Origin of the sequence: Pseudomonas sp. 3296 (assembly GCF_031456615.1) — a bacterium.
GTDB lineage: Bacteria > Pseudomonadota > Gammaproteobacteria > Pseudomonadales > Pseudomonadaceae > Aquipseudomonas > Aquipseudomonas mucoides.
The window spans coordinates 529,256-553,567 of the sequence record NZ_JAVDUY010000007.1; the positions used below are offsets into that span (position 1 = coordinate 529,256).

The 24,312-nt window shown below is 55.1% G+C and carries 18 protein-coding genes and 2 pseudogenes; 6 read left to right on the plus strand and 14 right to left on the minus strand.

Features of this window, described 5'->3' with window-relative positions:
* Positions 1-255 precede the first annotated feature (255 nt).
* The 4 genes from J2X66_RS21755 (at position 256) to J2X66_RS21770 (ending at position 3,441) form a co-directional block, all read left to right on the plus strand.
* On the plus strand, positions 256-1,224 hold the full coding sequence (locus tag J2X66_RS21755; protein WP_310268322.1) for a hypothetical protein: 969 nt from the start codon (positions 256-258) through the stop codon (positions 1,222-1,224).
* Between the two features lie 267 nt (positions 1,225-1,491).
* Positions 1,492-2,073, plus strand: a complete 582-nt coding sequence (locus tag J2X66_RS21760) for a LemA family protein (protein WP_310268325.1) — start codon at positions 1,492-1,494, stop codon at positions 2,071-2,073.
* Positions 2,070-3,257, plus strand: a complete 1,188-nt coding sequence (locus J2X66_RS21765; protein ID WP_310268328.1) for a hypothetical protein — start codon at positions 2,070-2,072, stop codon at positions 3,255-3,257. The genes J2X66_RS21760 and J2X66_RS21765 overlap by 4 nt, the downstream gene beginning before the upstream one ends.
* A 37-nt stretch (positions 3,258-3,294) precedes the next feature.
* Entirely contained in the window at positions 3,295-3,441 is a 147-nt protein-coding gene (locus J2X66_RS21770; RefSeq protein ID WP_310268331.1) for a phosphoribulokinase, read from the plus strand.
* A gap of 330 nt (positions 3,442-3,771) precedes the next feature.
* Here J2X66_RS21770 and J2X66_RS21775 read toward each other — a convergent pair whose 3' ends face one another.
* Positions 3,772-4,380, minus strand: a complete 609-nt coding sequence (locus tag J2X66_RS21775; RefSeq protein ID WP_310268334.1) for a hypothetical protein — start codon at positions 4,378-4,380, stop codon at positions 3,772-3,774.
* A gap of 329 nt (positions 4,381-4,709) precedes the next feature.
* Here J2X66_RS21775 and J2X66_RS21780 point away from each other — a divergent pair.
* Positions 4,710-4,847, plus strand: a pseudogene (locus J2X66_RS21780) (AAA family ATPase); the annotation flags it as partial.
* A 98-nt stretch (positions 4,848-4,945) separates the two neighbouring features.
* Here the strand turns inward: J2X66_RS21780 and J2X66_RS21785 are convergent.
* The 11 genes from J2X66_RS21785 to J2X66_RS21835 all read right to left on the minus strand — a co-directional run bounded on the left by J2X66_RS21785 (position 4,946) and on the right by J2X66_RS21835 (position 22,835).
* A complete protein-coding gene (locus J2X66_RS21785; protein ID WP_310268337.1) occupies positions 4,946-7,207 on the minus strand; it encodes a P-loop NTPase fold protein in 2,262 nt (753 codons plus the stop codon).
* Between the two features lie 655 nt (positions 7,208-7,862).
* A complete protein-coding gene (locus J2X66_RS21790) occupies positions 7,863-8,468 on the minus strand; it encodes a hypothetical protein (protein WP_310268340.1) in 606 nt (201 codons plus the stop codon).
* Positions 8,469-8,566: 98 nt separating this feature from the next.
* On the minus strand, positions 8,567-8,839 hold the full coding sequence (locus J2X66_RS21795; RefSeq protein WP_310268342.1) for a hypothetical protein: 273 nt from the start codon (positions 8,837-8,839) through the stop codon (positions 8,567-8,569).
* Between the two features lie 394 nt (positions 8,840-9,233).
* Positions 9,234-10,184 carry a hypothetical protein gene (locus J2X66_RS21800; RefSeq protein WP_310268345.1) on the minus strand — a complete coding sequence of 317 codons (951 nt, stop codon included), beginning with the start codon at positions 10,182-10,184 and terminating at the stop codon, positions 9,234-9,236.
* A gap of 110 nt (positions 10,185-10,294) precedes the next feature.
* Positions 10,295-11,224: a hypothetical protein gene (locus tag J2X66_RS21805; RefSeq protein WP_310268349.1), complete on the minus strand. Its 930-nt coding sequence runs from the start codon at positions 11,222-11,224 to the stop codon at positions 10,295-10,297.
* Positions 11,221-14,493: a toxin VasX gene (locus tag J2X66_RS21810; RefSeq protein ID WP_310268352.1), complete on the minus strand. Its 3,273-nt coding sequence runs from the start codon at positions 14,491-14,493 to the stop codon at positions 11,221-11,223. Before J2X66_RS21810 ends, J2X66_RS21805 begins: the two co-directional genes overlap by 4 nt.
* The gene (locus tag J2X66_RS21815; protein WP_310268356.1) at positions 14,490-15,341 is read right to left on the minus strand and encodes a DUF4123 domain-containing protein; all 852 of its coding nucleotides are present in this window, start codon (positions 15,339-15,341) and stop codon (positions 14,490-14,492) included. Before J2X66_RS21815 ends, J2X66_RS21810 begins: the two co-directional genes overlap by 4 nt.
* Positions 15,338-17,407 (minus strand): type VI secretion system tip protein TssI/VgrG, encoded by a 2,070-nt coding sequence (gene tssI, locus J2X66_RS21820; RefSeq protein WP_310268358.1) that lies wholly within the window; start codon positions 17,405-17,407, stop codon positions 15,338-15,340. The genes J2X66_RS21815 and tssI overlap by 4 nt, the downstream gene beginning before the upstream one ends.
* 723 nt (positions 17,408-18,130) lie before the next feature.
* The gene (locus J2X66_RS21825) at positions 18,131-20,941 is read right to left on the minus strand and encodes a TrlF family AAA-like ATPase (protein ID WP_310268362.1); all 2,811 of its coding nucleotides are present in this window, start codon (positions 20,939-20,941) and stop codon (positions 18,131-18,133) included.
* 329 nt (positions 20,942-21,270) lie between these two features.
* Entirely contained in the window at positions 21,271-21,522 is a 252-nt protein-coding gene (locus tag J2X66_RS21830) for an antirestriction protein ArdR (protein WP_310268365.1), read from the minus strand.
* A 101-nt stretch (positions 21,523-21,623) separates the two neighbouring features.
* Entirely contained in the window at positions 21,624-22,835 is a 1,212-nt protein-coding gene (locus tag J2X66_RS21835) for a hypothetical protein (RefSeq protein WP_310268368.1), read from the minus strand.
* A gap of 407 nt (positions 22,836-23,242) precedes the next feature.
* Between J2X66_RS21835 and J2X66_RS21840 the strand changes: the two are divergent.
* Positions 23,243-23,371 (plus strand): annotated as a pseudogene (locus tag J2X66_RS21840) (serine recombinase); the annotation flags it as partial.
* A gap of 302 nt (positions 23,372-23,673) precedes the next feature.
* Here J2X66_RS21840 and J2X66_RS21845 read toward each other — a convergent pair.
* On the minus strand, positions 23,674-24,045 hold the full coding sequence (locus J2X66_RS21845) for a pentapeptide MXKDX repeat protein (RefSeq protein ID WP_310268371.1): 372 nt from the start codon (positions 24,043-24,045) through the stop codon (positions 23,674-23,676).
* Between the two features lie 54 nt (positions 24,046-24,099).
* A partial coding sequence (locus J2X66_RS21850; protein WP_310268373.1) for a molybdopterin-dependent oxidoreductase occupies positions 24,100-24,312 on the minus strand: 213 nt, incomplete at its 5' end.

Consider the following 24,312-nt stretch of genomic DNA (forward strand, 5'->3'; position numbering starts at 1 on the left):
CGATAGACGCTGATTGATTGCCCGGTACCAGATCATGATGCTGACGAAAGGCTTGAGCCGGATGAGGGGCGACTCTCATGTCCGACTCTTAAGGGACGGCGGCGCAGTGCGCTGCTGTTACCCGACAAATGTATGGTCAGCCCTGCGATTCACAGTTTTTTTTCCGGCAGGCTTACATTTACCGGGGCACTCGGCATCAGATACCTCGTTCTGTTTGGTTGTACGTACTGTTAACTTTCAATGAAAAGGCAAGATATGATCAAGATGTTTAGTGGTTATTGGGCGCAGCGCTTCGCAGACGAGATTGCTGCTGGACGCACCGAAGAGCAGATTCTGAATGAGGTGGAGATGCTTAACCTCCTGCGTAATGCCACGGGTCCGGTGGACCTATCCTTGTGCGCATCGATGCCAAACCTGCGGGACCTATACATTTGCTTACCCGAGGCTGCCGTGAGTGGCAAGGAGGCTATCGCGAAAATACCGAGACTGCGGAAGTTAGTTATTGCAGGGGACAATTTTGGCCCCGAGGATTTTGAGGCTATCGCGTGTAACCCGGAATTGGCAGAACTGACCATCAACGCGATGGAGATCTCCAGCTTCAACGCGCTGGCAACTGCTCCGAAGCTAAAGCACCTAAGTTTGAACAACGTTACAGGGAGCACCGCCGAAGCGGTCGCGGTTCTCGGCACACTGACACAATTGCGGATCAGCCAAACCGAGCTGGGGAGTCTGTCCCCATTGGCAGCAATGCCCAGGCTACGTTCTTTGGAGTTAAAGGAGATCAAGCTGGCCAACGTTAGTTTTCTAGCTGCGCCGAAGCTGGTCTCGTTTACTAGCGACGTGCTTGCAGTTGACGAGTCGGGACTCGGGATACTGGCGAAGAAGATGCAGCTGACTACATTCGACTATCCGGTCTCGGACCTGTCGGTGTTGGTGCACTGCACCAGGCTGACCAGTATCCGCGTGAACGCCACGGCGAACCTGGATTTCCCCGTAATCGCGCATCTGCCTATCACCAGCATTGATGTTTACTTCGCCACCAGCGAAACGCAGGCCGAGAATATCTTAGAGCGCGCCCGCGCGATCTGGCCCGGACTGCGTGCGACCGGATATCGTCAAGACTGGAGCATCCCCAAGCCAACTGGGCCGCATAATTTGACTTGCGAACCGTTGCGAAAGAATTCCAGCTTTCTTAAGAGGCTGTTTGGCTGGAGGGACAGCTGACGTCAACATTGGGGTCGGTTCCGGCTTACAACCATCACTGAAAATCGTGCTCAGGTATTGCGAAAACGCTTAGGGTGTCATTTCGCCCCCAGCCGGAACCGCCCCCCATTAGGTCCTGCTTTCTAGCAGCCTAACGCTTCTCCTTCAGCGGCGAACAAATGGAAACGTCCAATGGATGAAATTGGCGGGCCTGGCGGTAAACGGGCCGGCCGGCACTTCACATCTCTTTGATCATCACCAGCGCTACAAGCAACGGAAATATTCACTATGAACATAGAACTGATAATTGCGGGCGTGATTGTCCTGATCGTGGTTGTTGGGCTCATTGGTTGGATTGTGGGCGTTTATAACGGTTTGGTGATGCTGCGTAACGATGTGGATAAGGCCTTCGCCAACATCGACGTGTTACTCAAACAGCGGGCCGATCAAATTCCCGACTTGATGCGCGTCGTTCAAGTCGCCATGAACCATGAAAACGCATTGTTCACGCGTCTCAGTGAGGCCCGTCTGCAATACCTCCAGGCCAGTAGTCTCAACGACAAGGTTGAAGGTTCCAACCAGCTCAACAACGCACTTAAGTCGGTGATGGCGGTTGCGGAAAACTATCCAACCCTCATCTCGGGTCCCAATATGGTCGCGTTGCAACAAGCCATCTCGGCCGTCGAAGAGCGTATCGCCGATCGCCGCGAGTTCTTCAATGAGTCGGTCAATCTCTACAACATAGGTATCGCAACGTTCCCTGATCTGTTCTTTGCCAGGATGCTGGGTTATCAACGGACCCCGCTTTTGGTTATTGGCGACACCGAAAAACGTTATGACGGCGTGAAATTGGAGATTCCCGTGCTATGAAAACAACGGGTACGAACATCAAGAAAAAAATCTCGGCGTGGAGGATTCTTCTTGGTATTGGATTCGCCATAAGCTTTTGGGGCGTTTTCAGTGTTTGGCCTGAAGGAGTGATAGCGCTCTTTTTCCCACTGATTTTTCTGTTCATGCTCATCGACCGTTTGCGAGGGGGACTCTTCCGCACCGAGCAGCGGCTGGCGACCAGCCAAGTGCGCTCACTGGCAATAGGCCTGGTAGAACTGCGCGGTACCGTGGTAATGGGACAACCCCTCAAGTCGCCGGTATCTCACCACGACTGTGTGGGGTATCTGTGGATCGTCGAAGAAGGCAGTAAGGACAGCGACGGCAAGATGTCCTGGACCACCCTGTCTTGTGAGGCTCGCTGCAACGATTTTCGCCTGCGTGATGCGACAGGAGAGATTCGGGTGATCAGCGAGGGCATCGATTTGTTTGAAAACAAGCGACCCACTGCTTACGAGTCGATCTCGACCTATCGTCGGCAAGGTGACTTGCTTCTGATTCAGGATCAGGATGTTCTACTGGTTGGTAACGCCTGTGAAAACGATGGCGAGTTGGTGATAGCGAAAGGTCAGCAACGCGGCGCGATGTTTGGCGTCCTTGACATGCGGGACGTGGAGAACCGGCGTGTCATGTCGCCGCTGCTGCGCACGGCAGGGTTCTATGGCCTGACAGCTGGGCTGATCAGCGCTGGTATCCTCGCTCTGCCCCCTGAGTACTTATTTCAGTTGCTTAGCCTTGATGAACAGATGTCCGGGGTGGAGGCTTCGTATAAGTTTTTCGATTGGCTGTACCACGAGGGAGGAAACTTCATACCTCTCTTCGCGGCATTCGGCTGGATGGCGGTGATGTTTGTGCTGATGCTCGTCCCCCGCTTTTTTCTGCCCAAGGGTATGCGAAACGCAGTGCTTGGGGTTCTGGCGGGCTGGCTGACCTTGGGCGTTTTAGTGGGCTCGCCACTTACATTAATACTGGCCCTCAGCGGTACAAATCCGATCAAGGTGTTCTTGATATGGATGCTGATTCTGCTGGCGAGCCTGGTGTTTTCGCTTTTTGAGCAGCGAGGTTTGAAGGCTGTCGTGGCGCAGATGCTGAAGAGCAATCCATCGATGCCTCAAGCACCCAAAAAACGCAAAGCCGCTACTGACAGCGCGAACTCTGGTGAGTGAGTGTCCACGTCAGCTGGATGATCTGGAGTCGACTTTGATGCGTCACGGTTACCGACTCAAGGACTTGGTGGAGCAATTTGATGCCAAGCCTGCCGAGGTCAAAGCTCTGTTTCACAATATGCTTGACCCGGTCCGATCCGCCGAACTGCGCGATAAAATGCTGTCCGCCGGGCTGCCCATCTAACCTTTTTCAGTCGCAATCAATGCTGGTCGGCCGTGATGTATTGCAGGTCGATGCGAGTGAATGCAGGCTCATTCGCAATAAATCCCGGTTTGCGGCATCGGTTGGACGCAATTAATGTCGGCCGAAAAACGCGCTGATTGCAGGTCAGCGTGTTTTCGATTGCAGGTCGTTACAACTACCCGTTGCGCTCGCGCCGTGAGTTGGTACGGGTCTTTCGCTCTCTGGACTCGTTAAATCGTTACGTGAAGACTCTCGGTATCCGCGGGTACAGCGTTGAACTCTAAGAGTTTGTGCCTCGCCCCAGCTGCGATTGACAGCTTTCGGTCAGGCTCATCTGCTTCTCAACATCGCGAACAGCGTCGCCCAGTTCCCTGGCGCAGCATCGACTAGCGAATCAAGGTAGTTCTGTAGCCGGCCCGCTACGTCTGACAGCGACAGCCCCTCGGGTACAGGATCCTCACCGGTAACGATACCAATCAACGCCTCCGAATCTTCGTCGTTGACGCCTTCTGATCCTGCTGCGGCTTCCAGCAAGTAGCGCAGGTGATACGGAATGACAAAGCCTGGCTCGGGCGTACTTTCGCTGCGTACACGGCCTAAACAGCGAATGGCCTTAGCCAGCATCCGTGTGTCGAAGTTGCGGCTCTCTGGGTCACATAACAGTGAGTCGTCGATAGCGCAGCCCACGAGTTCGCGCCAATAGGCTTCGTCGTGCGCGCCGTCGCGTTGCTCCATGTGCTCGCTAGCAAAACGGGCCATCACCGTCGCATCAGGAATCAGTGGCGATATGACGAGGTCGCCCTGATAGTCGAAACCAAAAAAGTACAAGTCTCCGTCTAGTAACAGAGCCTCAATGCCTCCGATGTGCCCTTTACGCCCGCACAATGGTTGAGGAACTGAGGGCGCAGCAGGTGTATTTTTCTTGAAAAAGTTGAACATCTAAGCAAATCCTGGGTTTCTGAAAACTACGATATGGTCTCTGCCAGGGGAGGACACAGAATTCGACCCTGGCTATTCAGGATAAAAGATCACGCCCTGCGAAGCGCGACCGCCTGCGCCAAACGGGACGCCGGTTGTGTCAAGCACAGTGTCCTTCGAGCGGTGAGTGCCTTAGCTCGCTCAGGTTTTAAGGGGGCGTTTCCGGCTGAGCCGAAAACCGCTTAGCGTGTCATTTCGCACCTAGCCGGCACCGACCCCGCGGATGCTTGGGAGGACGGTACTGAAGGATGCTGGTAGGCCTTAAGTGCACTTTCTGTTTCATTGCTCCCCAAGTACAGCTGCACCTGACGCTGGCTTTGGAAGCCGGATACCAGACCGGCGAGCGCCCGGTGTCGGTGGATGTCGTCGAGTCCGTACTCTCACGACATATCGATGACCTGGAACCCACGTTGACGCGCAATGGTTACCCCCCCTTCTGTTCGCACAGTAATTTAAGGCTTGGCGCCCAGACGTCGAAGATTAATCTGAACGCTCAGGGATACGCACCATAACAGGCCAAGCGTGATCAGTCGTACTCGGACACCTCTCCACGTTGGTGACGCTCCAGCGTCTGCTCCACTAACGCAATGGCCTGTTGCGCGGAGGGCGTCAGGCTCGTCCGCTGGATTTGGTCTAGCCAGCTTTGACACACCGCGATCCCAAGCAGCTCGTCCAAGGTGGTGATGCGGACAGAGTGAACTTCGGACACGACCCCTCCCGAGTATTGTGTGCTTTTACTCACCAACGCTTGGGCAAACAACACAAAGCGCTCAGGTGTCGTGACCTGCCGCTTGACCCACTGGCTTCCAGCCCCATCAGCGAAGCCATCTAACCGATAGGCGAATGCCATAAAGTTCCAGTGCGCGAGGAAGGCTTCGGGGTTCTGATCCGCGTAAGCCAGCAGATCCGTGACAAACGTTAATTTGAGCTGCTCGAATCCCGCGTCTTCAAAATCTGTGGGCTTGGCTTTGCGTCGGCGCACCGTCTCCAAGGTCAATAAGTTCTCCATCACGACAAATCCCTTAGCGTTCGCGAACGCCCGCAATAGCAGTTGGCTGCGAATAGCCGGTTGCTCATGGCGTTGCAGGAATAATCGCAAGAGGCGGAATGCCTGCATCGGCGCAGACTGGGAGACAATCGAGGGGTCGCCGCCGATGACCACCTCGCCGGCGTTTAACAGCGTCTCCACTACTGCCGCGGACTGATCAAGGGGCAATTCGTCAATGTGAGTTTCCAGCCTACCCAGGATGGCCTGTTGCTGCGTTTGGTTCTGGTTGCGCAGGAGGTCGCAGAACTGATCACTATCGGTCATCAGCAGTGTCAGCGAATGCAGCAGCGAATTTGATACCCCGCCTTCCGGTAACGCGAGTTCAAAATAACGATCGAAGGTCTCAACACAGCACACCCTTGAGTCGCGTAACCACCGTGCACGGGCTGAGCCATCGTAGCTGGTGTTGCTGAAGACCCAATCCAAGGTGGGGAACAGTTGTTGAATGATTTGCTCGGCCGCGCCACGGTAGTGCTCCGGGGCACGCATCAGTATGCCTTGGATCAATGCCATGACCTGTTCTTTCTCGCCAGGGTCCTGATGCCTAGTCAGCTCACTGCCGGTCAGGATTGCCTTGTGCTGAGGCATGGCGTCATAACTGGCCGGGGCAAAGGTTCTCAGGCATTCCAGAGCAAAGAGATCCACGGCGTTGATTTCGGCCACGTCGACACCGCGCAACAACCGGCAGTGAAAGGTGAGCGTGGAGGTGTAACGGTAAACGTCGCGCAGACTGCGAAAAAACTGATTCAGCCCGCCCCGGTACATGCTTCCCCAATAACCGGCATCAAATTGGGCCGCCAGTTGGACTTCGCCGGACAGGATCGCATTCAAGCGTTCAAACAGCACCGACTGCAGGCGATCCGCAGAGAGGACTGGCACGCTAAAGGGCACCTGGATGATCTTCTCCAGGTATTCGGCACCTTTGAACCCCGCGCGCTCGAGGCCTTGCTCGACGATGTCGCGCTGGAACAACAGCAAGAACACCACGTTTGGGAAATCCATGTTGCCCTTGACCAGTTGAAACAGTGCTTTCATCTGATCCGACGAGAGTCGGTCGATGTCATCCATGACGATCAACAGTGGGTGCTCGCGCTTGGCCAGCAAGGTACGGATCTCACTGCGGATCTGGTGCAAGGTGAGCTCGGCCTCCTTGGCGGCGTTGTCCAGGCCCTCGGCACGATCGGACAAAAACTGTGCGCCGCGTTTGATCATCATGGCGCCAGCCGCCAAAGCGGTGCCGCCACTGGCCCAGGCCAGTACCGTCTGCGCCGCGGGATTCGCCAGCCAGGTGCTGAGGTACGAGGTGAACAAGGCGGAGCCCAGAAGCAGCGGTAGGTACTTGGTGACGCCTTCCACAAGCGCAGCGCCGGCATTCAGTTTTTTCCCATACTGACGCAGCACTTTGGCGAGACGCTTGCCGTCTGCGCTTTTGTCCTTGCGCCGGATGACGAGGGAAACCTCGTCGAAAAAAGAGGCGCTCAGCTTCTCTTGCCCAGCCCACTCCCAAGGGTTGAATTCGATGATTGCATGACCGGGGTCTGTCGCGAACTGACGCAGGGCCAGGTTCTTGATCGAGCTTTTGCCGCTACCCCACGGCCCCGTCAAGGCGACGACCAAGCTTTCCTTGTTCTTCCAACCCGCAATCGCTGAGGCCAGATTTTTCGCGAATGCGGATCGACGGAGCAAGTCCTGGTCATTCGTTTGGATCGGCCGGTCATCGGCGAAACCCAGATCATCCATTTGTATTCCTTAGGTCGTGGGGAGTATTTCCGTTGTAACCGCGAAACCTACAATCGATGAGTTCCTTTCTAAAGCTTCCATTGCCCTCTTTCTCTAAGGGGGGTTAAACGGATGATACGCGGTGGGGTCTTAGTCAGTTAGAAGGTTGGCAGATAAGTCATTTTTTCTCTGCCATTCAGCAATCCCTGCGCTTCAAGATTCGACTCGTCACGCTCTCCGCCAACGGAGCCGACCTCCGAGCACCAGGAGGGCTAGATGAAAAATCTCCCCAATACCCAAGAATTGCAGGCATTCGAAACACTCATAAGGTCTTTTGATTTTATGCTATGCATCGACCTTGAAGCGACATGCTGTACTGGTCCCCGGTGCCAGGCTACATGTCCCCCGGTGTCAGCCTTGTTGTCGCCCCCCCCCAATTGGATCAGGAATGTTGATCAGTGCTGTTTTTCCGTGATTAGTTGGGCAACATGCTGGAGCGATAAAGTGCTGACCAGGCCAACAGGGTCGCGCTTGGTTGCAGGGCAACACGAACCATTTCCTCGGCCCCTTGCCCTGTTCGTACGACACCAGCACACACAACATTGCCAACAGCTCACCAAACAAAAACGAAGCAGTCACCTTGACTTGAAAGCGGCTGCGCGCTTCAGGCCAGGACTTAGGATTCGGCTGAGCGATTCTTTCCCTGCGAACACGGATTAAAAATCTGGTTAATGCTCTCGCTGGTCCCTACATAGGTTTTGGTTCCTGGTACCGCCACAGCCGAGTAATTTTTGCGATCGGTGACCTGAATAAAATTTCCTTGCGCAGCCGTGAAGCTTTCAGTGTTTGGCGGCACTAGCACGCTCAGGAACTGGGCTTTTTTGTCGAGGGCCAAGGCACCTCCCACGGTAACTGGTGCCAGCATGACGGCCCAACGGTCACTGAATAGGTAGAAGGTATCGGCTGCGGCCCTGCCTCTTTGCAGGTGGGCACACTGCACATCGCTGACGTTGATGACTTTAGCTTGAAGGTAGATTCCGCCTTTATAGAGGGCCAGCACTAGCTTGGTCTTGGTTAGCACACCAAGGCCTTGCCTGGCTCTGCACACTTGCAAATCACCATATGGAAATAAGCACCAGTTGGTTTCAGTGATGGTGACGATTTCGTCTGCGCTGAGCTTCAGATCGCGTTCAATATTGGTGCGTGCTTCCGGGGTTTCGTATGGGATGGCACATGCGCTTAATAGCGCTGCGAGGGTGAGGGCGAGTAGCGGAGTTCTCATCAAGCGTCCTTTGCTGCTGCAAGGTAAATGTGAATGACGAATAGTTTTTTCATATCTTTTCCTACGTTCATCAACGCTCCCAATACCGAGCAGTTCGCTCAGCTTTTTCGGATGGTCTTGCAGATCGTTTTTCCCCGACCCGCTCGAGTAACTCGTTCAAGACAAACCAGAGTGTTTTGGTTGTGGATCAATCCCTGCACCTTGCCCCGCTTACAAGGTTCGGCCATCACGTCAGTAACAGCCTCGCTCCCCTGGAAAGTGAGCAGATTTGGAGTAATAAAGCTGATCCCGGCTCCGTGGCCTGGTGGTGCCATGATTACGGGAATGTCGGTGCCGTAACTGGTGGTGACGATCAGTTTTTCATTGGCCATCGTGATTCCTTGCGGTTTTCGCGGACGCGAAAATGGGCGTCCTTCTAACTCGGCCCAGCGGTTTGTCGGCTGGGCTTGGGGTGCCGCTGGATGACCTGGCGCGTAATTTCCCCTCAACGCTCAAGGAGCCAGCAGAGGTATAGCCTTAACGGGAGCCAGGCCTTCAAGAAAGTCGGCGCTAAGCGTTGCCGTTTCCCCCCACCGTTTTGATGCGCTCCACAAGGGCGCAACCAAGGCCGGTGATCGTTGTCTCGAATCGCTCTACAAGTTAAAGGTATTCAAAATTTAGTGTTACTCGCCTTGCAAGCCCATGAATACTGGGCTAATGGTTGTGTAGCTGAGTTTCTGTTACAAAGTCGCCCCGTTTTAGGACGTAAAAAATCACTCCACAACGTCAACAGCCCGCTTGCAGGTAGACAGAACGCTTGGCCATGTCCAGGCGCAGCCCTTCGCGGGAAAGTTGCCCCGCCTCTTTGTGGCGACGACTACGTATCCATTTGATCCACTGAAGCAACTCAACGTACCCCTGCTCCTCAATCAGCAACAAAAACCGCCGCCGCCATTGAGTGCTCGTTCTTAGACAAAGGCCACTACGCCGCTTCAGGTCATATCCCCCCAGACCATCCAAGACCCCTTGAAGGAATTCCACCCAGAGTTCCGGGTGACCCAAGTGCGCTAAAGCCGTGCCCGCTAACAGAGAAAAAGTGCTCGGACATTGACGTCGCCAACATTGAAACGTCGGTCGAGGCCGACTTTTCTCGACAAGTTGGGTATTCGTCGAGCCGCAGTTCGGGTAAGTCGCCGTTTGGATCGTCAACATGCTTTTGAGCCAGCCAATGACCGCCTGCCGCTGTTTTTCTATTTGCTCAGCTGGTTGCAGATTTTGGCGATCCTGCCGGGCGGACCACCACTGGTGCAACTCGGGGAACTCCTGCGCCATAACCTCCCTGGCCGCACGTACCCAGCGATAAAACGCGTTACAGGAAATGCCAATGAGCGGTGCAGCAGTTGGGCCGGGCCAACCTGCCAGCAGGTACACCACAAAAGTTGACCACAGGTGCATATGTTCCAGCCGGGCAAACGGCGTTCCGGTCAAACTGTTATAGCCCTTGCGGCAGGAACTGCATCTATAAGTCGGCAGGCGAAATCCTGGTTGCACACCTTTTGATAAATACACATTGGAACTGTCGCAGCGTGGGCAGCATCGATACTGCTGATAGGGCAGCTCATGCAGATGGCGGATGAACATATCCGCCACAGGACGCAGATTGACCGGCAAACAAACATCGTAGTCTGGTAACTCATCTTGCCCCGACAGGGGCGGTATCGAGCGTGTTGGCAACATGGTTTTTTCTGGCCCACAGAAACACGGACACTGCGCTGCCAGTGGCCATGGTTTAGGAATAGAAAATCAACTGTCCACTATGACGGCTGCAAAAGTCCGGCAGCTCAACATCAAGCCAGCTCTCTTGCCGTCTGCGCCGCTAATTCTGCCTCACGCGTGACAATGGCTACTTCCAACTCTAGGGAACGCTTGACCCATTGCTCGGTCGGCAGCGGTTTGGACCATTCGATGATGTCGGGATATGGCAGGTCGGGTGGCGGGTTCAGTTTCCAGCGTTCAAGCACATCTATCAGTAGCGTATTGAAAATAAAAATCCCGCAGAAGCCTTCCCACAAAGCAGTTATAAACCAGCCTCTCAACTTCGCAGCCTTGATAAGGTCGTCTAGGTAGGTAGCCCATATTCCTTTAGATCTGTCGAAGCGTGCCGTCTGATCTTCAACAGCGTCCGGCCCAATCTCCATGTAGCTACGCATGCACTCCCACAACGCCATGGCTGTGGTGCCGCCACCACAGTTAAACCCGAACCAAAAATGCTTGTTATCGTCCTTGGCCTGCGGATCAGGATTTTCAAAGCCAATAATCAATAGGCCCATCGTAGCTTTACCCGCCTGACTCACCGACGACTGCTGCGTGGCCGCCGCCGTCACGCTTTCCCAGGGGACAATCCAGTACTCGCCATCCTCTCGTGGCACACACACCTCGCGGCGTTGCCGATTAAAGCGCACCGGTAAAGGCACATCACGAAACAATCCCTGAATCACAAAGAGGATAGGGATGCCCATGATGATTAACGCTCCGCCCCACATTAGAGGGTCAGGAGTGATGTAACTCATTAATAGAAACAACATCACCCCTGGCCAGATCACCATCACCGCCGAACCGATGCTGTAGTTACCAATGTCGAGAAACACCTCGTTCTTGCGCCAGATGGTGTTGAGCACATCCGAGGGTTTTTCACCGGTGGGAATGGGTAACGGCGCCAAGTAGTCATTGCGCGAAAACATCCTTTTTTTTGTGGTGCCTGCCGGTGGCGTACTCATGCGCGGTCCTTGGGCTGCAGGTAAGTAGAGCCTGAACGCTCACTGTCGAGCGGGTAGCTTGGCACACGATCCAGTTCCGGTGTCGGATCGTCCCGCAGGGCAATCACGTCCCCGCTGCCACTCACGGTAAAGGCCACACCGCGTTCGCCGCCGATAAAGTTTCGAGCGCCCAGCAGCGCGGTCAATGGCGTACGATATCGCAAGCGCAAGGAGACCGTGCTGGGTGGTGTGCTAAGGACACCCTGCACTGAGCTGAAGGGCCCACTCAGGCGTAAACCTTGGCCTTCGTTGGCTGGGATCCAGCGACAGGTACTACCGGGCAGCCAGTGAGGTGCCATATCCCGCCATGGGCGAGGTGGTTTATAGGCGGAGTACGGGCTGTTTTTGATCAGGTCGCGAGACGCCTGAGTGTCGATCGGATCGCCGGCCATGCTCAGTTCCAGGTAGGCGCTGCTGGGCTCGGCCCCTGGCAAGTCGATGGTCAGGGCATTGATGACGCTCTGGGAGGCTAGCCCGGAAGGACCACTTGAACCGACCATCACCGAGCTGCTTTCTGCGCTGACGCGGGGGGTATACAGGATGCCGTACAGTTGGTTGAGTTCGTCTTGCTGTGCTTTGGTCGCAATAGGCTCTTGATTGCCAGCTCGGGCTTTTGACCAGCAGCAATAGTTGAGGAAGTTTTGCAGTGGGGTTTGCTGAAAGAACCAGGTGATCAGGTACAGCACGCCCAGCACGAACATGATCCAGTTCAGTGGGCCCATGCACAACGAGTAGCGCATGATCGCTGCTTCCACTTCCACTAAGCCTGCCAAGGCTCTTGCCGTCTGACCAAAGCCTAATAGCGCTTGAGCCCCATAGGCCGCTACTTGGCCCGTAACGACCGTCTTGCGCATCTGCAACCAAGGATCGATATGCGTCTGGCTGCTTTCCAGTTGTAGTTGCAGTGACTTGTATTCGTTTAGGGCCGCGCCAAATGACAATCCACCAATCACCCCACCAAACAGCGTCAAGGTCGGGGCCGCTGCTGAGCGAATCAGAAATCGATCCTTCCCCAACCCCTGCCGCACCTGACTATCAATCACCGCCGTTAACGCGGCGGCAGCATACAACGACGCAGACACCGTATCGTTGACGCGCTGGCTGTCGATCCCCTCCACGGCTCCGGCTTGACTCAAGTAGTTACTCGCATTGAGCGTGTTCAGCAGCAAGGCCGCCAGTGGCACGACCCCGCCGCTATTGGTCACAAAGGAGGAGTTCACGATGCCTGACACGCGTCCGACGCCAATGGCTTCCCCCGTGGTGCGGGCCCATTGAGTCAGCCCTTCCGCTTGTTGGCCCAGTAATCTCCAGACTTGAGTGCCACCCTCGCTTACAGACTGTAAACGAGCCTCGCTGCCCAGACGAGCAGCAACGAAGACGCCCAGCCAGGCACTGCTGAAGGTTGTTCCGCCTTTGAGCAACAGCAACGACGCAGCCAGACGGTTGACCAGCACGCTCCATGCGCCATGGGTATTTCGGGCCATGCTCGCGAGGTCATCCAGAATTGGCGCGGCCAGTGGCGCAAGTGCCTGATGGGTAGCCGCGATATTCTCGGCGGCCAGTGCGGCCATCAGCTCGCCCAGGCGAGTGGTGTTGTTAATGCCCGCATCGAGCGAGGGCGTCCAGGCGTGGAACAATTGTGTCAGTGCGCCGCCATCGGCGGCCCGCACGTAGTCGGCGTATTGTTCGGCGCCTTGGGCACGAACGCATTGGGCGGTCAGGCAACCGGTGGCCAGTTCGGTTAACCAGTGCCGAGTGTCCAGGTCATAGTAATCGACAAACCACGTGCCGCTGATTGAACGCTTGAGGTACACGCCGCGGTCGGTAAACAATGCTTTATGGCGTTGTTCGATGTGTTGGAAATGCGCTGGCGCGGTGGTATCGAGCCAGGTGTTCATCGCTGTCAGATCGATATACTTGCCGACCTTGGCACTGAGGAAATCGTTGTCGAGGTTGGCCTGCTTTTCGGCACGGTACTCACGTACCACGAACTCTGCCTCGTTGTACAAATCAGCCGGAATAAAGGCCCGTACGGGCGCAACGATACTGGCAATTCGCGCATCACGGGCGGAGGCTTCGCTCGCGCTCGGCTGACCGCCGTATTGACGGGCCTGGGTTTCATCCTTGAGCGCATCATCCAGTTTGTGCTGAGCATCCAGCATGACCTTACCCTGCTCAGGCGTAAGGGTGATGTCACGGCTTTTGTAGCGATAGCTGAGAGTGCCCGCCAGCTCAGCCCCATCTTCGCTGATCAGGCTGCGAACAAACCCGCCGATACTCAGGCGCAGATTGTTGTCACCGATCCATTGTTCGTGGCGCGCTTCCACCCATTCTTGCTCGTGGTTGATATCGCGCAGTACGCCCAAGTCATCATCCAGGCACGCGAAGACAGGGAACAAATCTTTGGCCTGCGCTTTGGCGGTTTCCAGCCAATCCTGAGTGCTCTGACCCTCCCACCGTTCGGCACTCCACTCGCCCGGAGGCTCATCGCTGGCGTCGGGGTGTTGGGCGATGACCTTTTCCCGTTCACGAGAACGGTGCATCGCTTCGGTGTAGGCATTGATGTTCGGGGTCGTTGGGTCTTTCACCGCGGTCGCACCCAGTGCATCCGTATCATCACCACCCCGTTGTTGGTCAGCCTTCATCGACCGTGCATAGGTGGCCGCGATGAGTTCGGCCATGACCTGATCGGCGTTGACCAGCGGTGGGCAATGAGGCGCCTGTAGCTCGTTGGCCACCGTGCGCAAGGCGACGTGACGCATGTGCGCACTGCGTTTGGCGCTGCTGTCGCTCAGCGCCTTGCTGTGTTCCGGATTCAGTGGAAACTCGCTATAGAGCATCCAGGCGTCATAGATTTTCTTCAGGGCCAGACCTGTCAGCGTGCCATCAAGCACGACGGTGGCATCAGCTTCCAGCGCTTGTTCACTCAGCAAACCATTCGACCCGATGGCATAGCGCTTGAGAGGCCCCCGGTCCTGCCACAGATAAAGAAAACCTCCGCGCAGGCGACGTGCCGCCATAGGGTGGCTCTGGGTAGCCACGCCGGGCACGCAGCAAGGATGGGCGGCTTTTTCTTCTGCCAGGGCATACCGCACGGGCACTACGAATATGTTGGGTTGGTGGGCTGGGCATGGAGTAATTGAACTGTTGATATCTTCGTGGGGCATCGCCTTGGCGGTCCGGTTAGCCTGAGCCAACCGATCAACCATGGCCAGTTTTTCTGCGCTCATGCGGAGAATTCCTTATCGGTGAGCTGCTGACGCTCTAGTTCAGCACTCAGGTTGTCCAGGCGTTGCTCAGGTAAAATCCCAGGTTCGCTGAGAATCTGTCGGTAAACGGCATGGCCGGGAGCGTCCGGAAAGTCATTGCCTAGTAAGGCGTGAAAGCTGGCCCAGCGGGTGACTTCATCGGCGGCACCGTAGCCTTGCCGTTCAGCGCTGAGCTGACAGGTTGTGACCCACTGCTGCTGTGCGGCGTGATCCAATCCTTGCAGGCATTGAGGGAAGTGCTGCTGACAATGTTCGATCAACTGCTGGGCAAGACGTAGCCGCTTGGCTTCGCTCAACTGAGCCAGTTGTTCTGGGGTAAGGCATAACCAAGGCTTTTCCGTATACTGCCCAATGGGCTGCTCAGGGTTTTCCTGACGAATAAATCCGGAGCTGTGAGCCAATTCCGGAAGCAAAATAAGTCGGATTGGCCCCATCAATCGATCACGCGCCTGGGGCTCCAGACCTGTCAGCCACAAACGCGTGATACGGGGGTCGTAGTAACGAAAAAGGACCGTGGCATCGCCCGCTACGCGGGCGTGAATCAGGCTGCGCAGGTGCTGAAATACAACGTCTTCACCGGCTTCTGACTCCAACCAGATACCCGCCGTTGCACTCCACTCCTGTGCAAAGATGCGGTCCAACGGGCTGCCGGGAAAAACCGAAACCAGTATCGGGCCAATATCCGCCAACTCGTTGTAGGCCGTGTGCTGATACAGCGACTGAAACTTAGTATTTTTCCCCTGATCCAGCAGGCGCTCGGACAGGTTGTCGATCTGAGCACCATCCAGCAGTAGATAAGCCTGATTCATGCAGTCAACTCCGCAAGTTTTTGACACACCGCACAGACCGGTGCGGCGTGACGTGCGGCCTGAATCAACGCCGATGTTTGCGTGACCAGTGACGGCGCAACCAACACCTCGGCGACCATCGGTATGACCGAAAGGGCCTGCTGCGCAGGGATTCCTGCGACCGGCGCACCACCTTGAACAATGGGTACGCTGCTGAAAATGCCCCCTGAGTTGATCACAATGAACTGTCCACCTGCCTCAAGCGTCAGGCTCATGCCCGCATCGATCACCACATTCACGGCGTTGATATGCGCCTGCGGCCCGGCCTGAATCACCAGCGTGCCACCGGCCGTGGTGCTGCTGTTGCCGGTGATCGAGATCACCTCGTCGCCACCAATCAGGGTGTTGCGCAGGCCTTCGGTGTTATGCAGTTCGTCACCCTTGATCAGGCTGGAACTGTTCTTGTCGACCTGTTCCGATCGGTCATTACCAATAAGGCTGTGGCTGTCGTGGGTGATCTGTTCGCGGCGGTCGTTACCAATCTTGGCGTCACTGTCATTGAGGACCAATTGCTCGATATCGCGCTGGGCACGCAGGTAGATTTTTTCCTGCCCCGCCCGGTCTTCAATCGACAGTTCGTTGTAACCGCCACTGCGCGGCGAGCTGTGACTGCGCAACACGGTTTTAGTTTTGTTCGCGGGCAATGGGTACGGCACAGGCATGACCTTGTTAGGCACGCACCCCGTGATTAACGGGTTGTCAGGATTGCCTTCCAGGTAGGTCACCACCACTTCCATGCCGATGCGCGGGATGGTCACCGCACCGAAGTTCTCGCCTGCCCAACTGGACGATACGCGCAACCAGCAACTGCTCTTGTCGCTGCCCAGTTCGGCGCGATCCCAATGGAACTCGACCTTAACTCGCCCGAACGCATCGCAGAAGATTTCTTCCCCCGCAGGGCCGGTGACGCGGGCCGTCTGGCTGACCAACACCGTTTTACGCGTCACCAACGGCGGACGGTAGAACACGTCCCAGGGAATCGCACTGAAGCTGTTGCGGTAACCTTGGGTGAAGCCGTCGTCGGGGTTGACGTCACTGGTGATCGCTTCCTCCAGAACCTGGGGCTGCTTGCCTGAGTGGGTCACACAGAGCAACAACCACAGGTCGTTGCACTGCTGACGCGGATGCTCAGTCAGGTCAAAGAAGTGGCCACTGCGCAGGATGGGCTGGTCGCTTTTACCTTCAGCCAACAGGTAATCGCTCCGGTGCCGCTCCAAGGATTGTCGGGCAAGCTGTTTGCCGAGCTTTTCATTTTCGATCAACACCGGGTAGCGGTAGTCTTCGAGCGCCGGAGTAAACTCGGCAGTGAACTGGCTTTCCAGCAACAGGCTTGGACGTTTTAAATCATAGGCCCGTCGTGTGGTCGTGCTGGTTCGGGTGCTGAAGCGCATGGAAAACTGACTGACAACCGGATGATCCGCCTCCAAGCCGGAGCCTTGCTGATACGGGGTGCCCCCCAGTTTGGGGAAATACGTCTGGTCGTCGGTGAACACCAGCTGATGACCATACTGACTATGCTGGTGGTGCCAAGAAATCCCATCTTCAGAGCACAACCTCTGGATGAATTCGAAGTCGCTTTCCCCGTACTCAGTACAGTATTCGCGCTCAGGGCTGGTGTTGACATGAAAGGTATAGGCATCGGCCAGGATGCCGTGCCCCTTGAGTACCTGAGCGATGATTTGCGGCACCGTCAGGTGCTGAAAAATCCGCTGGTTATGGCTGAACTGCAAATAGTGCAGCGCCGGCACCAAGGTCAGGTGATAACGGGTCAGGCGCTTACCGGCGTCACCCACGAGCACCTCTTCGATTCGCCCATGAATCCCTTCGCCATTCAGGCCAAATTGAAGGAATGCTGACTGACTGAGCAGGCTTTCCAGATCGAAATCAGGGGACTCGCTGATGAGTTCAACCTGGATCGCATACAAGCTGCTGATGGCTTCAGTGCCCTTAAAGGCCAGAACCTTGAAGTCGTTGCGAACAGAGGGGATCAGTAACGCGAAGTGCGCAGTATTGGCCGGCGCGAACATACGCTTATCCTTAAGCTGAGAGAGAAGACAACAAAGGCTTTCTGGCCATACGTGGCCGGAGCAAACTTAAAACCTCGATCACGCTAGCAAGCGCATAAAAAAATTAATGTAGGGAATTTCCTAAAGTTCGCGCGAACGCTGACTACTCGGAATGCTTGTCCGTCGACTCTGCACCGAGGCTAAATTAAGCACTGCACAGACGCTGACGCAAAATGAATAGATATCAAAAAGACTGAGTAATTATTTTTGACACCTAGAGAGATTCAAATAGATCTTTGGTTGACGGCTTCAAAATAAAGATAAGGTTTCTACCCCTGAGAAGATCGCCCGAATGCGCCAATCTTCTGACTGAATGCGTCAGCGATACCTGCACTTAATGAGATGGTCAGCCCGGCGAGGACCTTGGCGAGTCTAAACTTGCCGGGGCAAGCTTTTTACCGAGAGATGGATGTCGAGCCCCCGAAGCGTCACGGTAGCCACCACGCTTTCGTAATTTCTCTTGCGTTTGTCGAAGCGCAATGCGACCGCTCGATAGTGCTTCAGCCGGGCAAAGGCGTTTTCTACCAAGTGCCGGATGCGGTAGCCTCGGTGCCATCAGTGGCAGATTGGGGCATTCAAATGCTTGTGCTTATGGCTAGAGAGCGATCTCCCCTGAAAGGCACATGCCTCAAGAGATCGCTGGCGTGATGCCCACTAAACCCTGAGCGAATCCCTACGACACACCTAGAAATGGTACTTCTCAAATCGCCTCTTAAACGCTTCCTCCGATCCTTCCATGATGTCTAGGATGGCCGCTGCGGTTTGCTTTAAATCCGTGCCGCCTTGCGCCATTACGCGCCCCTTCCCACCTTCGGACATCAGCGCGTAGACAAATTCGCTATCCGCATTGACTGGTAGGTTGGCGTTATGCGTTGCCAGAATGAGCTGGCGCTGGGTTTTGGACTGCCTCAACAACGGTACCAGATCCTTGTAGATGAAGCTGGTGTCGACCTCGTCTTCCGGTTGGTCGATGACTATCGGGCCGTCCCCTCGGACTAGTAACAGATTGAGAATCGCGGTGTTACGCTGCCCCTCGGATAGCTGATTGCCCTCAACGCTGCCAATGAGAGTGTGATCCTGTCGGTAGAGCTCAATGTCAATTAAGTCTGGTACTCGTGATACACGCAGCATGCGCCATTTTTCTTGAACAGTTGTCAGGTAGGGAGGCAGTTCTGTTTTGAATTGCTGCAAGATGCTCGGCAACCTGAAGGTGTCCTCCATCAGCCAATCGATGTACTCCCAAGGACTGGGCTTCTGATGAGACGGAGAGGCCAGGAAGCTGCTGAGCAAACACTCGCCTATCTCGTCCCACTCTCTACCAATCCTCGATCGGCGGTCGGGCTCCAAAGTCCCCCAAAGCAACATGAACGCCAATCTGTTGGCCATAGGGGTGATGGTGACGCGAATGGTATTTTTAGTTTTTTCCGTGATTTCCAATGCGGCCTGCGTGCGCAGCCTGCACTGCTCCACCCAGATACCGAAAAGCCGATTTAGAGATTGTTCCAACTCGTCGGGCGTCTTCTCCAACACCTTCCACTGCAGCTCTTTGTCTTCCACGCTACGTTGCTTGGATTGCCTGGTTCGATCCAGTTCCTGAAGGCGGCTGACATCACTAGGCTGAACACCCTTTGCCGCGCATGCGGTGATGAAGTTGGAGTGAGCAGCGTCCAAATCCAATGTTATCTCGCGCCAATGCTGGTTTTCAGAGAATAGGGTGGAGAAATCGTTCCGCATCTCGGTGAGCAGTGCATCCAGTTTTTTCTGATAGGTCGCTCGGTGTAAAGCCACCTTCGCCGTCTGCTCGGTGAACCAATCAGAATGCGGCCAGGCCTCAGTAACCGCGACTAAGGAGCCTTTCACAGGAGTGAGACTTTCTAGGACTTTCTCGACGGTACTGACATCCTTTTCCAAGCCATCGCTTAAGTTCTGGACGTAGCGCTTGGCGTGGGCTGCGTGCTGATAGGCTGCCGCCTCACCCTGAACGTCCTTGCGCGCTTGCCACTGGCGATCAATCTCGACGAGCTCTTGCTTCAGGCCGTCGAGTTCGTGTTCGATGGCGCGCATTTGATCCTGTGCGGCGAATAATCGCTTGATGTCAGCAGCGACTGTACGCTCCTCCCCTTGAAGCTTTTCGAGCTCAGCTGCGCATATCTCGTCAATCAGCTCCAGTAACTGAGATTGTCCGCCTGGTGCAGTTAGCTCACTCAATTGTTGCTGGCTGTAGAACTGAATTGGCAAATGGCGCAGGTATGCCGAGAGATCGTGTGCAGTCCCTACTATCAGCGACAGGTCATCGCTAGGTGAGTAGCGCAGCACGTCGACCTGGCCTGGAATGCTTTCCCACTCGACTAAAATCTCAGTATTAGGAGTGAATGTCTGTTTCGCTCGTTGAACCTTGAGCTTCGCTTTCTCTGAAAGGGTGCCCGTCTCGTCCCGGGTAAACATAATGCGCAAGAGCTCTAGGATGGTCGATTTCCCGGTACCGCGAGCGCCAATTAACGTATTGAGGTTGCGCGAAAAATTTATTGTCTGGTCTTCCAAGTACTTCAGCCCTTTCACCGTGATCGAGACGATTCGCGGAAAAGTCTCGCTCTCGCTGGGGCTCGTTTTGTCCAAGCTGATCCTCGAGTCGGAATCGAGGAAGGCCTGCTTGAGCGCGGCGATAGACGGACGCGAGCATTTCACCCAGGTGTGTCGGTAGCCCAAAGAGTTGGGCTTAGGGTTGCCGTGTTCGTCCACTTTCAGAGATTTTGCGTCTGAGGACTGCACGAAAGCCGGCTGCTTTCCATTGCGAGCCCAGTCTCTATTTTTGCCAGTTAAGATGTCCGAAATCTTCTGTCCTAGCGGGTACTGAGTAACCTCCACTGCCAACAGGTTAGCTAGTTGATAATCAGGTCGGTTGTTGGGACGATTAAGCAGGCCGTCTTCTTGATCTGCGTGGGCGGCAATCACGATGCCGTCATTGTCGTCCTGTACGATTTTCAACAGCTTCGTCAAGCTGATTGAAGAGTCCTCTCGTCTCAGCGGCGTCGGTAAACCTCTTTCAAATCGTTGGGACTCCGGCAAGCCGAGCTGAATGAGCACTTTGTTTACCCGCTCAAGATCGCTGGATTTCTTGGCGGGTTCGAACAGGCAAAGCACGTGATAGCCGATATCAACTTCAAAGCCTGGCAGAATGTGGATCATCTCGCGCCCCAACTCCGCGGAGACTGATTTGTTTTGCTCGATCAAATGAGTCAGAAACCAATCTCTCGGATCAGCCTGACCAGAAAAGTTGTGGTCAGTGATGCCGATGATCTGCAGTTCGAGTTGATGGCACCTTCTGAGGAAAATCTTTGCCTTGCTGCTTATTTCGCTCTCATCGCAGAAACCTTCAACCTTTGGTCTGCGTGGGTTGCCTAGTCGGAGGTCGTTGTCGCTCCAGTGTTTGCTGTCTTCCGGTGTCTGAACCTGAAAGTCAGCTTTGAACCATCGCATTCCTTGGTACTGGCTCATCGCGGATCCGTAGAATTGAGGTGGGAGAATTGGCAGCCTAATGGGCCATCATGATTATCCGCAATAGGTATCAGCAATCTGCTGGTCGAGAATGATTTGAACGCGTGCAACTGATTGAGTCGCCCCAGAACTCATAGGTATAACCGGCTCAGGGAGAATTATGGTTGCCGAACCACTGTGTCCGTCATGGCCAACTAGCTAGAGTCAGTGTGAACGTCATCGGTCTTAAATCCCATAGCTCTGGCAATCACATAGTGAGCCAACTCATGATGGGCTACACGTAGCGCTCGGTCTCTGTGGTGCTGTTGAAGTTTGGTAGACATATTTTCCTACGTACTGGCCGAATCAGCCGCGACCCAGCATTTAGCGCCGTTGTCGTCGTCGCCACCTTCGGCAATAAAGACTTGACCGGCCTCATCCACGGCGTACACGCCAGGACGTTCGTGGCCAGCATCACGCAATGAGTTCTTCCACCCGTAAACAGAGCCTTGCCACACCAGCACGACGCCGCCACGGTGTTCTTGGTTGCCTGCTCGCCACCGAATGGCGGTTGCGCGTAGCGTTTCGATAAGTTCGCTCATGGTCGTTTTTCTCTCAATCTCGGGGGCTAAAATGCCCCCTCCCCTACGGGCTTGGCCCGCGCAATTTGCAGGCTAAAGGTGCAGCAGTAGTTCCAATACACCTAGCCACCCACCGGGTTGCCGACAGCGTCGTAGCGCTGCTGATAAATGTTAGCGCCGCTACACCACGTCACAACCCAGCCACCGTCCGCCAACGAGGTAACAGCTGTGTTGTCTTCAGAGTACGTGGTGGAATTGACCTGCGTCTCGTCTCCCACGTTGCCCCCCGATACAGCATAGCGCTGCTGATAGACACTCCAGCCACAATGCCATGTCACCAGCCAGCCGCCATCCGCCAGCGCGGTCGCGGCGGGAGTGGTTTGATAGCAGTTCTCGGTGGTATTGACCCGTGTCTCTATGCCCTCTTTGCCGCCCGACGCAGCGTAGCGTTGCTGATAGATGTCAACACCCGAATCGTCCTGGCGATTACTTTCCCATGTCACCAGCCAGCCGCTGTCCGCCAGAGTGGCAACGGCAGCCTTGTATTGATTCCTACTAGTGGTGGTGTTAACCCGTGTCTCGATGCCCTCCTTGGCACCTGACGCCGCGTAGCGCTGCTGATAGACGTCAAAGAGCGCGCCCCCCTCTCCCCAACCTTGCCATATCACTAGCCAGCCGCCGTCCGACAGTGCGGTAACCGCTGGGATATATTTATCACTGCTCTCGGTGGTAATGATCCGTGTCTCTTTGCCCTCTTTAGCACCCGACGCAGCATAGCGCTGCTGATAGATGTCAACGCCCGAGTCGTCCTGCAGATTGCTTTCCCATGTCACTAGCCAGCCGCCATCCGCCAGCGCGATCGTGGCGGGGTTGGTTTGATCGCCGTTCTCGGTGGTATTGATTTGGGTCTCTATACCCACTTTGACACCCGACGCCGCGTAGCGCTGCTGGTAGATGTCCCAATGCTCAGAACGATCTTGGCGATCGCTTTGCCATGTCACTAGCCAGCCGCCGTCCGCCAGCGCGGTCGCGACGGGGGCGTCCTGATTGCAGTTCTCGGTGGTATTGACCCGTGCCTCAGCGTCCACCTTGGCACCCGACGCCGCGTAGCGCTGCTGATAGACGTCCCAATGCTCAGAACCCTTGTGCCACGTTACCAGCCAGCCGCCGTCACGAAGCTGGGTCACATCGGCCGAACCGTGCTCACCAGCAATCGTCGTATTGACTTGCGTATTCAGAGCATTGAACGGAGCTTTTACTGAGCCAGCAAAAACAGAGGTAGCGCCTCCGGCCACGAGCAGAGCCAGAGAAAACGAAAGACCGCTTTTTTTCATCGGTAGAACCATCAAATTCCAGCCCTTGGGTGGTCAGGGTAAAAGATCACTCCACGAGGATGCGCTACCGTGTGCGCCAACAGGGAGACAGATCTTGCCTGTCGCCGTATTTTTCGTGCGCTTTCATTGCCGTCAGTACCTAAACGGGGTAGTACGCCGGAATCCTCGAAAATTTTGACGCTTTAGATAGGTGTAGCGGCTCGATAACATCGGCGGCCCGACCCGATTACATCGCTCGATTCGGGACCACATTAGCTGAGAATATCGGGCAACCCCGGCCCACAATAAGTGAGAATGAGCCCACATTGCGTAAGAACAACCCGATTACATCAATCTCGGCCCACATTAGTTGAGAATGAACATCGCATGACCGCGGTACTCCGGCGGCCATTAGCCGGTCACAGATGTTGCATCGCCGAGTTGAGGAATTGTTGAGCCTCGGACTGGGTATCCGCTCCACCGCTCGCTATGCCGACTGTAGTCCGGCTACGGTGCTGAAAATTCGGAACCAGACGCAAGCAAGTACCAAAATTTAGGCTCTCTGAGTCTGTTTGGTAGCGAATGTCTGCATTGTTAGTACGCTCATCGCCCAGGTCTTTTGAAGGATGCAGGGGCGGCATTCGATGGGCGCTCTTCTAATGTCGATAGCGCTCCGACTTCATTGGATTTGAAGACTAGCTGTCACCGCTCCTCGTTAGATGGCAAATAAAACCAACTCCCAAGGGAGGTAAATAGAGAATGGTCTGGGGCGCAGTGCGTACTTAGCGTCAAGAAATAAGTGCTAATTATAATATGAAAAATCAAAGTTGGAGGTTTCCTCCAACATAGGACTTCGGTTTTATTGGGCGTTAGCGTCCTTAGCCATTGAGTCCTTGCTCATAGAGTCTTTGGGCATTGCGTCTTTTTTCATCTCGTCCTTGCTCATAGAGTCTTTGGACATTGCGTCTTTTTTCATCTCGTCCTTGCTCATAGAGTCTTTAGACATTGCGTCTTTTTTCATCTCGTCCTTGCTCATAGAGTCTTTGGACATTGCGTCTTTTTTCATCTCGTCCTTGCTCATAGAGTCTTTAGACATTGCGTCTTTCTTCATCCCGTCCTTGGACATCGAATCCTTGCTCATGCTTTCGTTGCTCATGGTATTGGCTGCGAAAGCAGAAGCGGCGCCGGCAGCCAGACACATGGACAGTACAACGGTGGTCAACTTTTTCATGATGAAACTCCTTGGAGCGTTGGGTTATGGGGGTGTGAAATGATCAGGCCCCCGTCAACTACCACCGAACCAGTTGTAGCCCTGGTCTTCCCAGTAGCCACCGCTGTAGGTGTTGCTAACGAATATCGCCTGAATGTGCTTGGGGTTCTTGTAGCCCAGTTTGGTAGGCATACGCAGCTTCATCGGGAAGCCGTATTCGCGCGGCAGCACCGCGCCGTCGTAGGTCAGAGTCAGCAAGGTCTGCGGATGCAGCGCAGTGGCCATGTC

Bases quoted from the DNA above. Each gene is read 5' to 3' on its own strand.
- J2X66_RS21815 (WP_310268356.1), bottom strand. From the start codon at position 15,341: ATGAATCAGGCTTATCTACTGCTGGATGGTGCTCAGATCGACAACCTG.
- J2X66_RS21765 (WP_310268328.1), top strand. From the start codon at position 2,070: ATGAAAACAACGGGTACGAACATCAAGAAAAAAATCTCGGCGTGGAGG.
- J2X66_RS21845 (WP_310268371.1), bottom strand. From the start codon at position 24,045: ATGAAAAAGTTGACCACCGTTGTACTGTCCATGTGTCTGGCTGCCGGC.
- J2X66_RS21825 (WP_310268362.1), bottom strand. From the start codon at position 20,941: ATGAGCCAGTACCAAGGAATGCGATGGTTCAAAGCTGACTTTCAGGTT.
- J2X66_RS21805 (WP_310268349.1), bottom strand. From the start codon at position 11,224: ATGAGTACGCCACCGGCAGGCACCACAAAAAAAAGGATGTTTTCGCGC.
- J2X66_RS21755 (WP_310268322.1), top strand. From the start codon at position 256: ATGATCAAGATGTTTAGTGGTTATTGGGCGCAGCGCTTCGCAGACGAG.
- J2X66_RS21790 (WP_310268340.1), bottom strand. From the start codon at position 8,468: ATGAGAACTCCGCTACTCGCCCTCACCCTCGCAGCGCTATTAAGCGCA.
- J2X66_RS21770 (WP_310268331.1), top strand. From the start codon at position 3,295: ATGCGTCACGGTTACCGACTCAAGGACTTGGTGGAGCAATTTGATGCC.
- J2X66_RS21775 (WP_310268334.1), bottom strand. From the start codon at position 4,380: ATGTTCAACTTTTTCAAGAAAAATACACCTGCTGCGCCCTCAGTTCCT.
- tssI (WP_310268358.1), bottom strand. From the start codon at position 17,407: ATGTTCGCGCCGGCCAATACTGCGCACTTCGCGTTACTGATCCCCTCT.
- J2X66_RS21795 (WP_310268342.1), bottom strand. From the start codon at position 8,839: ATGGCCAATGAAAAACTGATCGTCACCACCAGTTACGGCACCGACATT.
- J2X66_RS21785 (WP_310268337.1), bottom strand. From the start codon at position 7,207: ATGGATGATCTGGGTTTCGCCGATGACCGGCCGATCCAAACGAATGAC.
- J2X66_RS21760 (WP_310268325.1), top strand. From the start codon at position 1,492: ATGAACATAGAACTGATAATTGCGGGCGTGATTGTCCTGATCGTGGTT.
- J2X66_RS21810 (WP_310268352.1), bottom strand. From the start codon at position 14,493: ATGAGCGCAGAAAAACTGGCCATGGTTGATCGGTTGGCTCAGGCTAAC.
- J2X66_RS21800 (WP_310268345.1), bottom strand. From the start codon at position 10,184: ATGTTGCCAACACGCTCGATACCGCCCCTGTCGGGGCAAGATGAGTTA.
- J2X66_RS21835 (WP_310268368.1), bottom strand. From the start codon at position 22,835: ATGAAAAAAAGCGGTCTTTCGTTTTCTCTGGCTCTGCTCGTGGCCGGA.
- J2X66_RS21830 (WP_310268365.1), bottom strand. From the start codon at position 21,522: ATGAGCGAACTTATCGAAACGCTACGCGCAACCGCCATTCGGTGGCGA.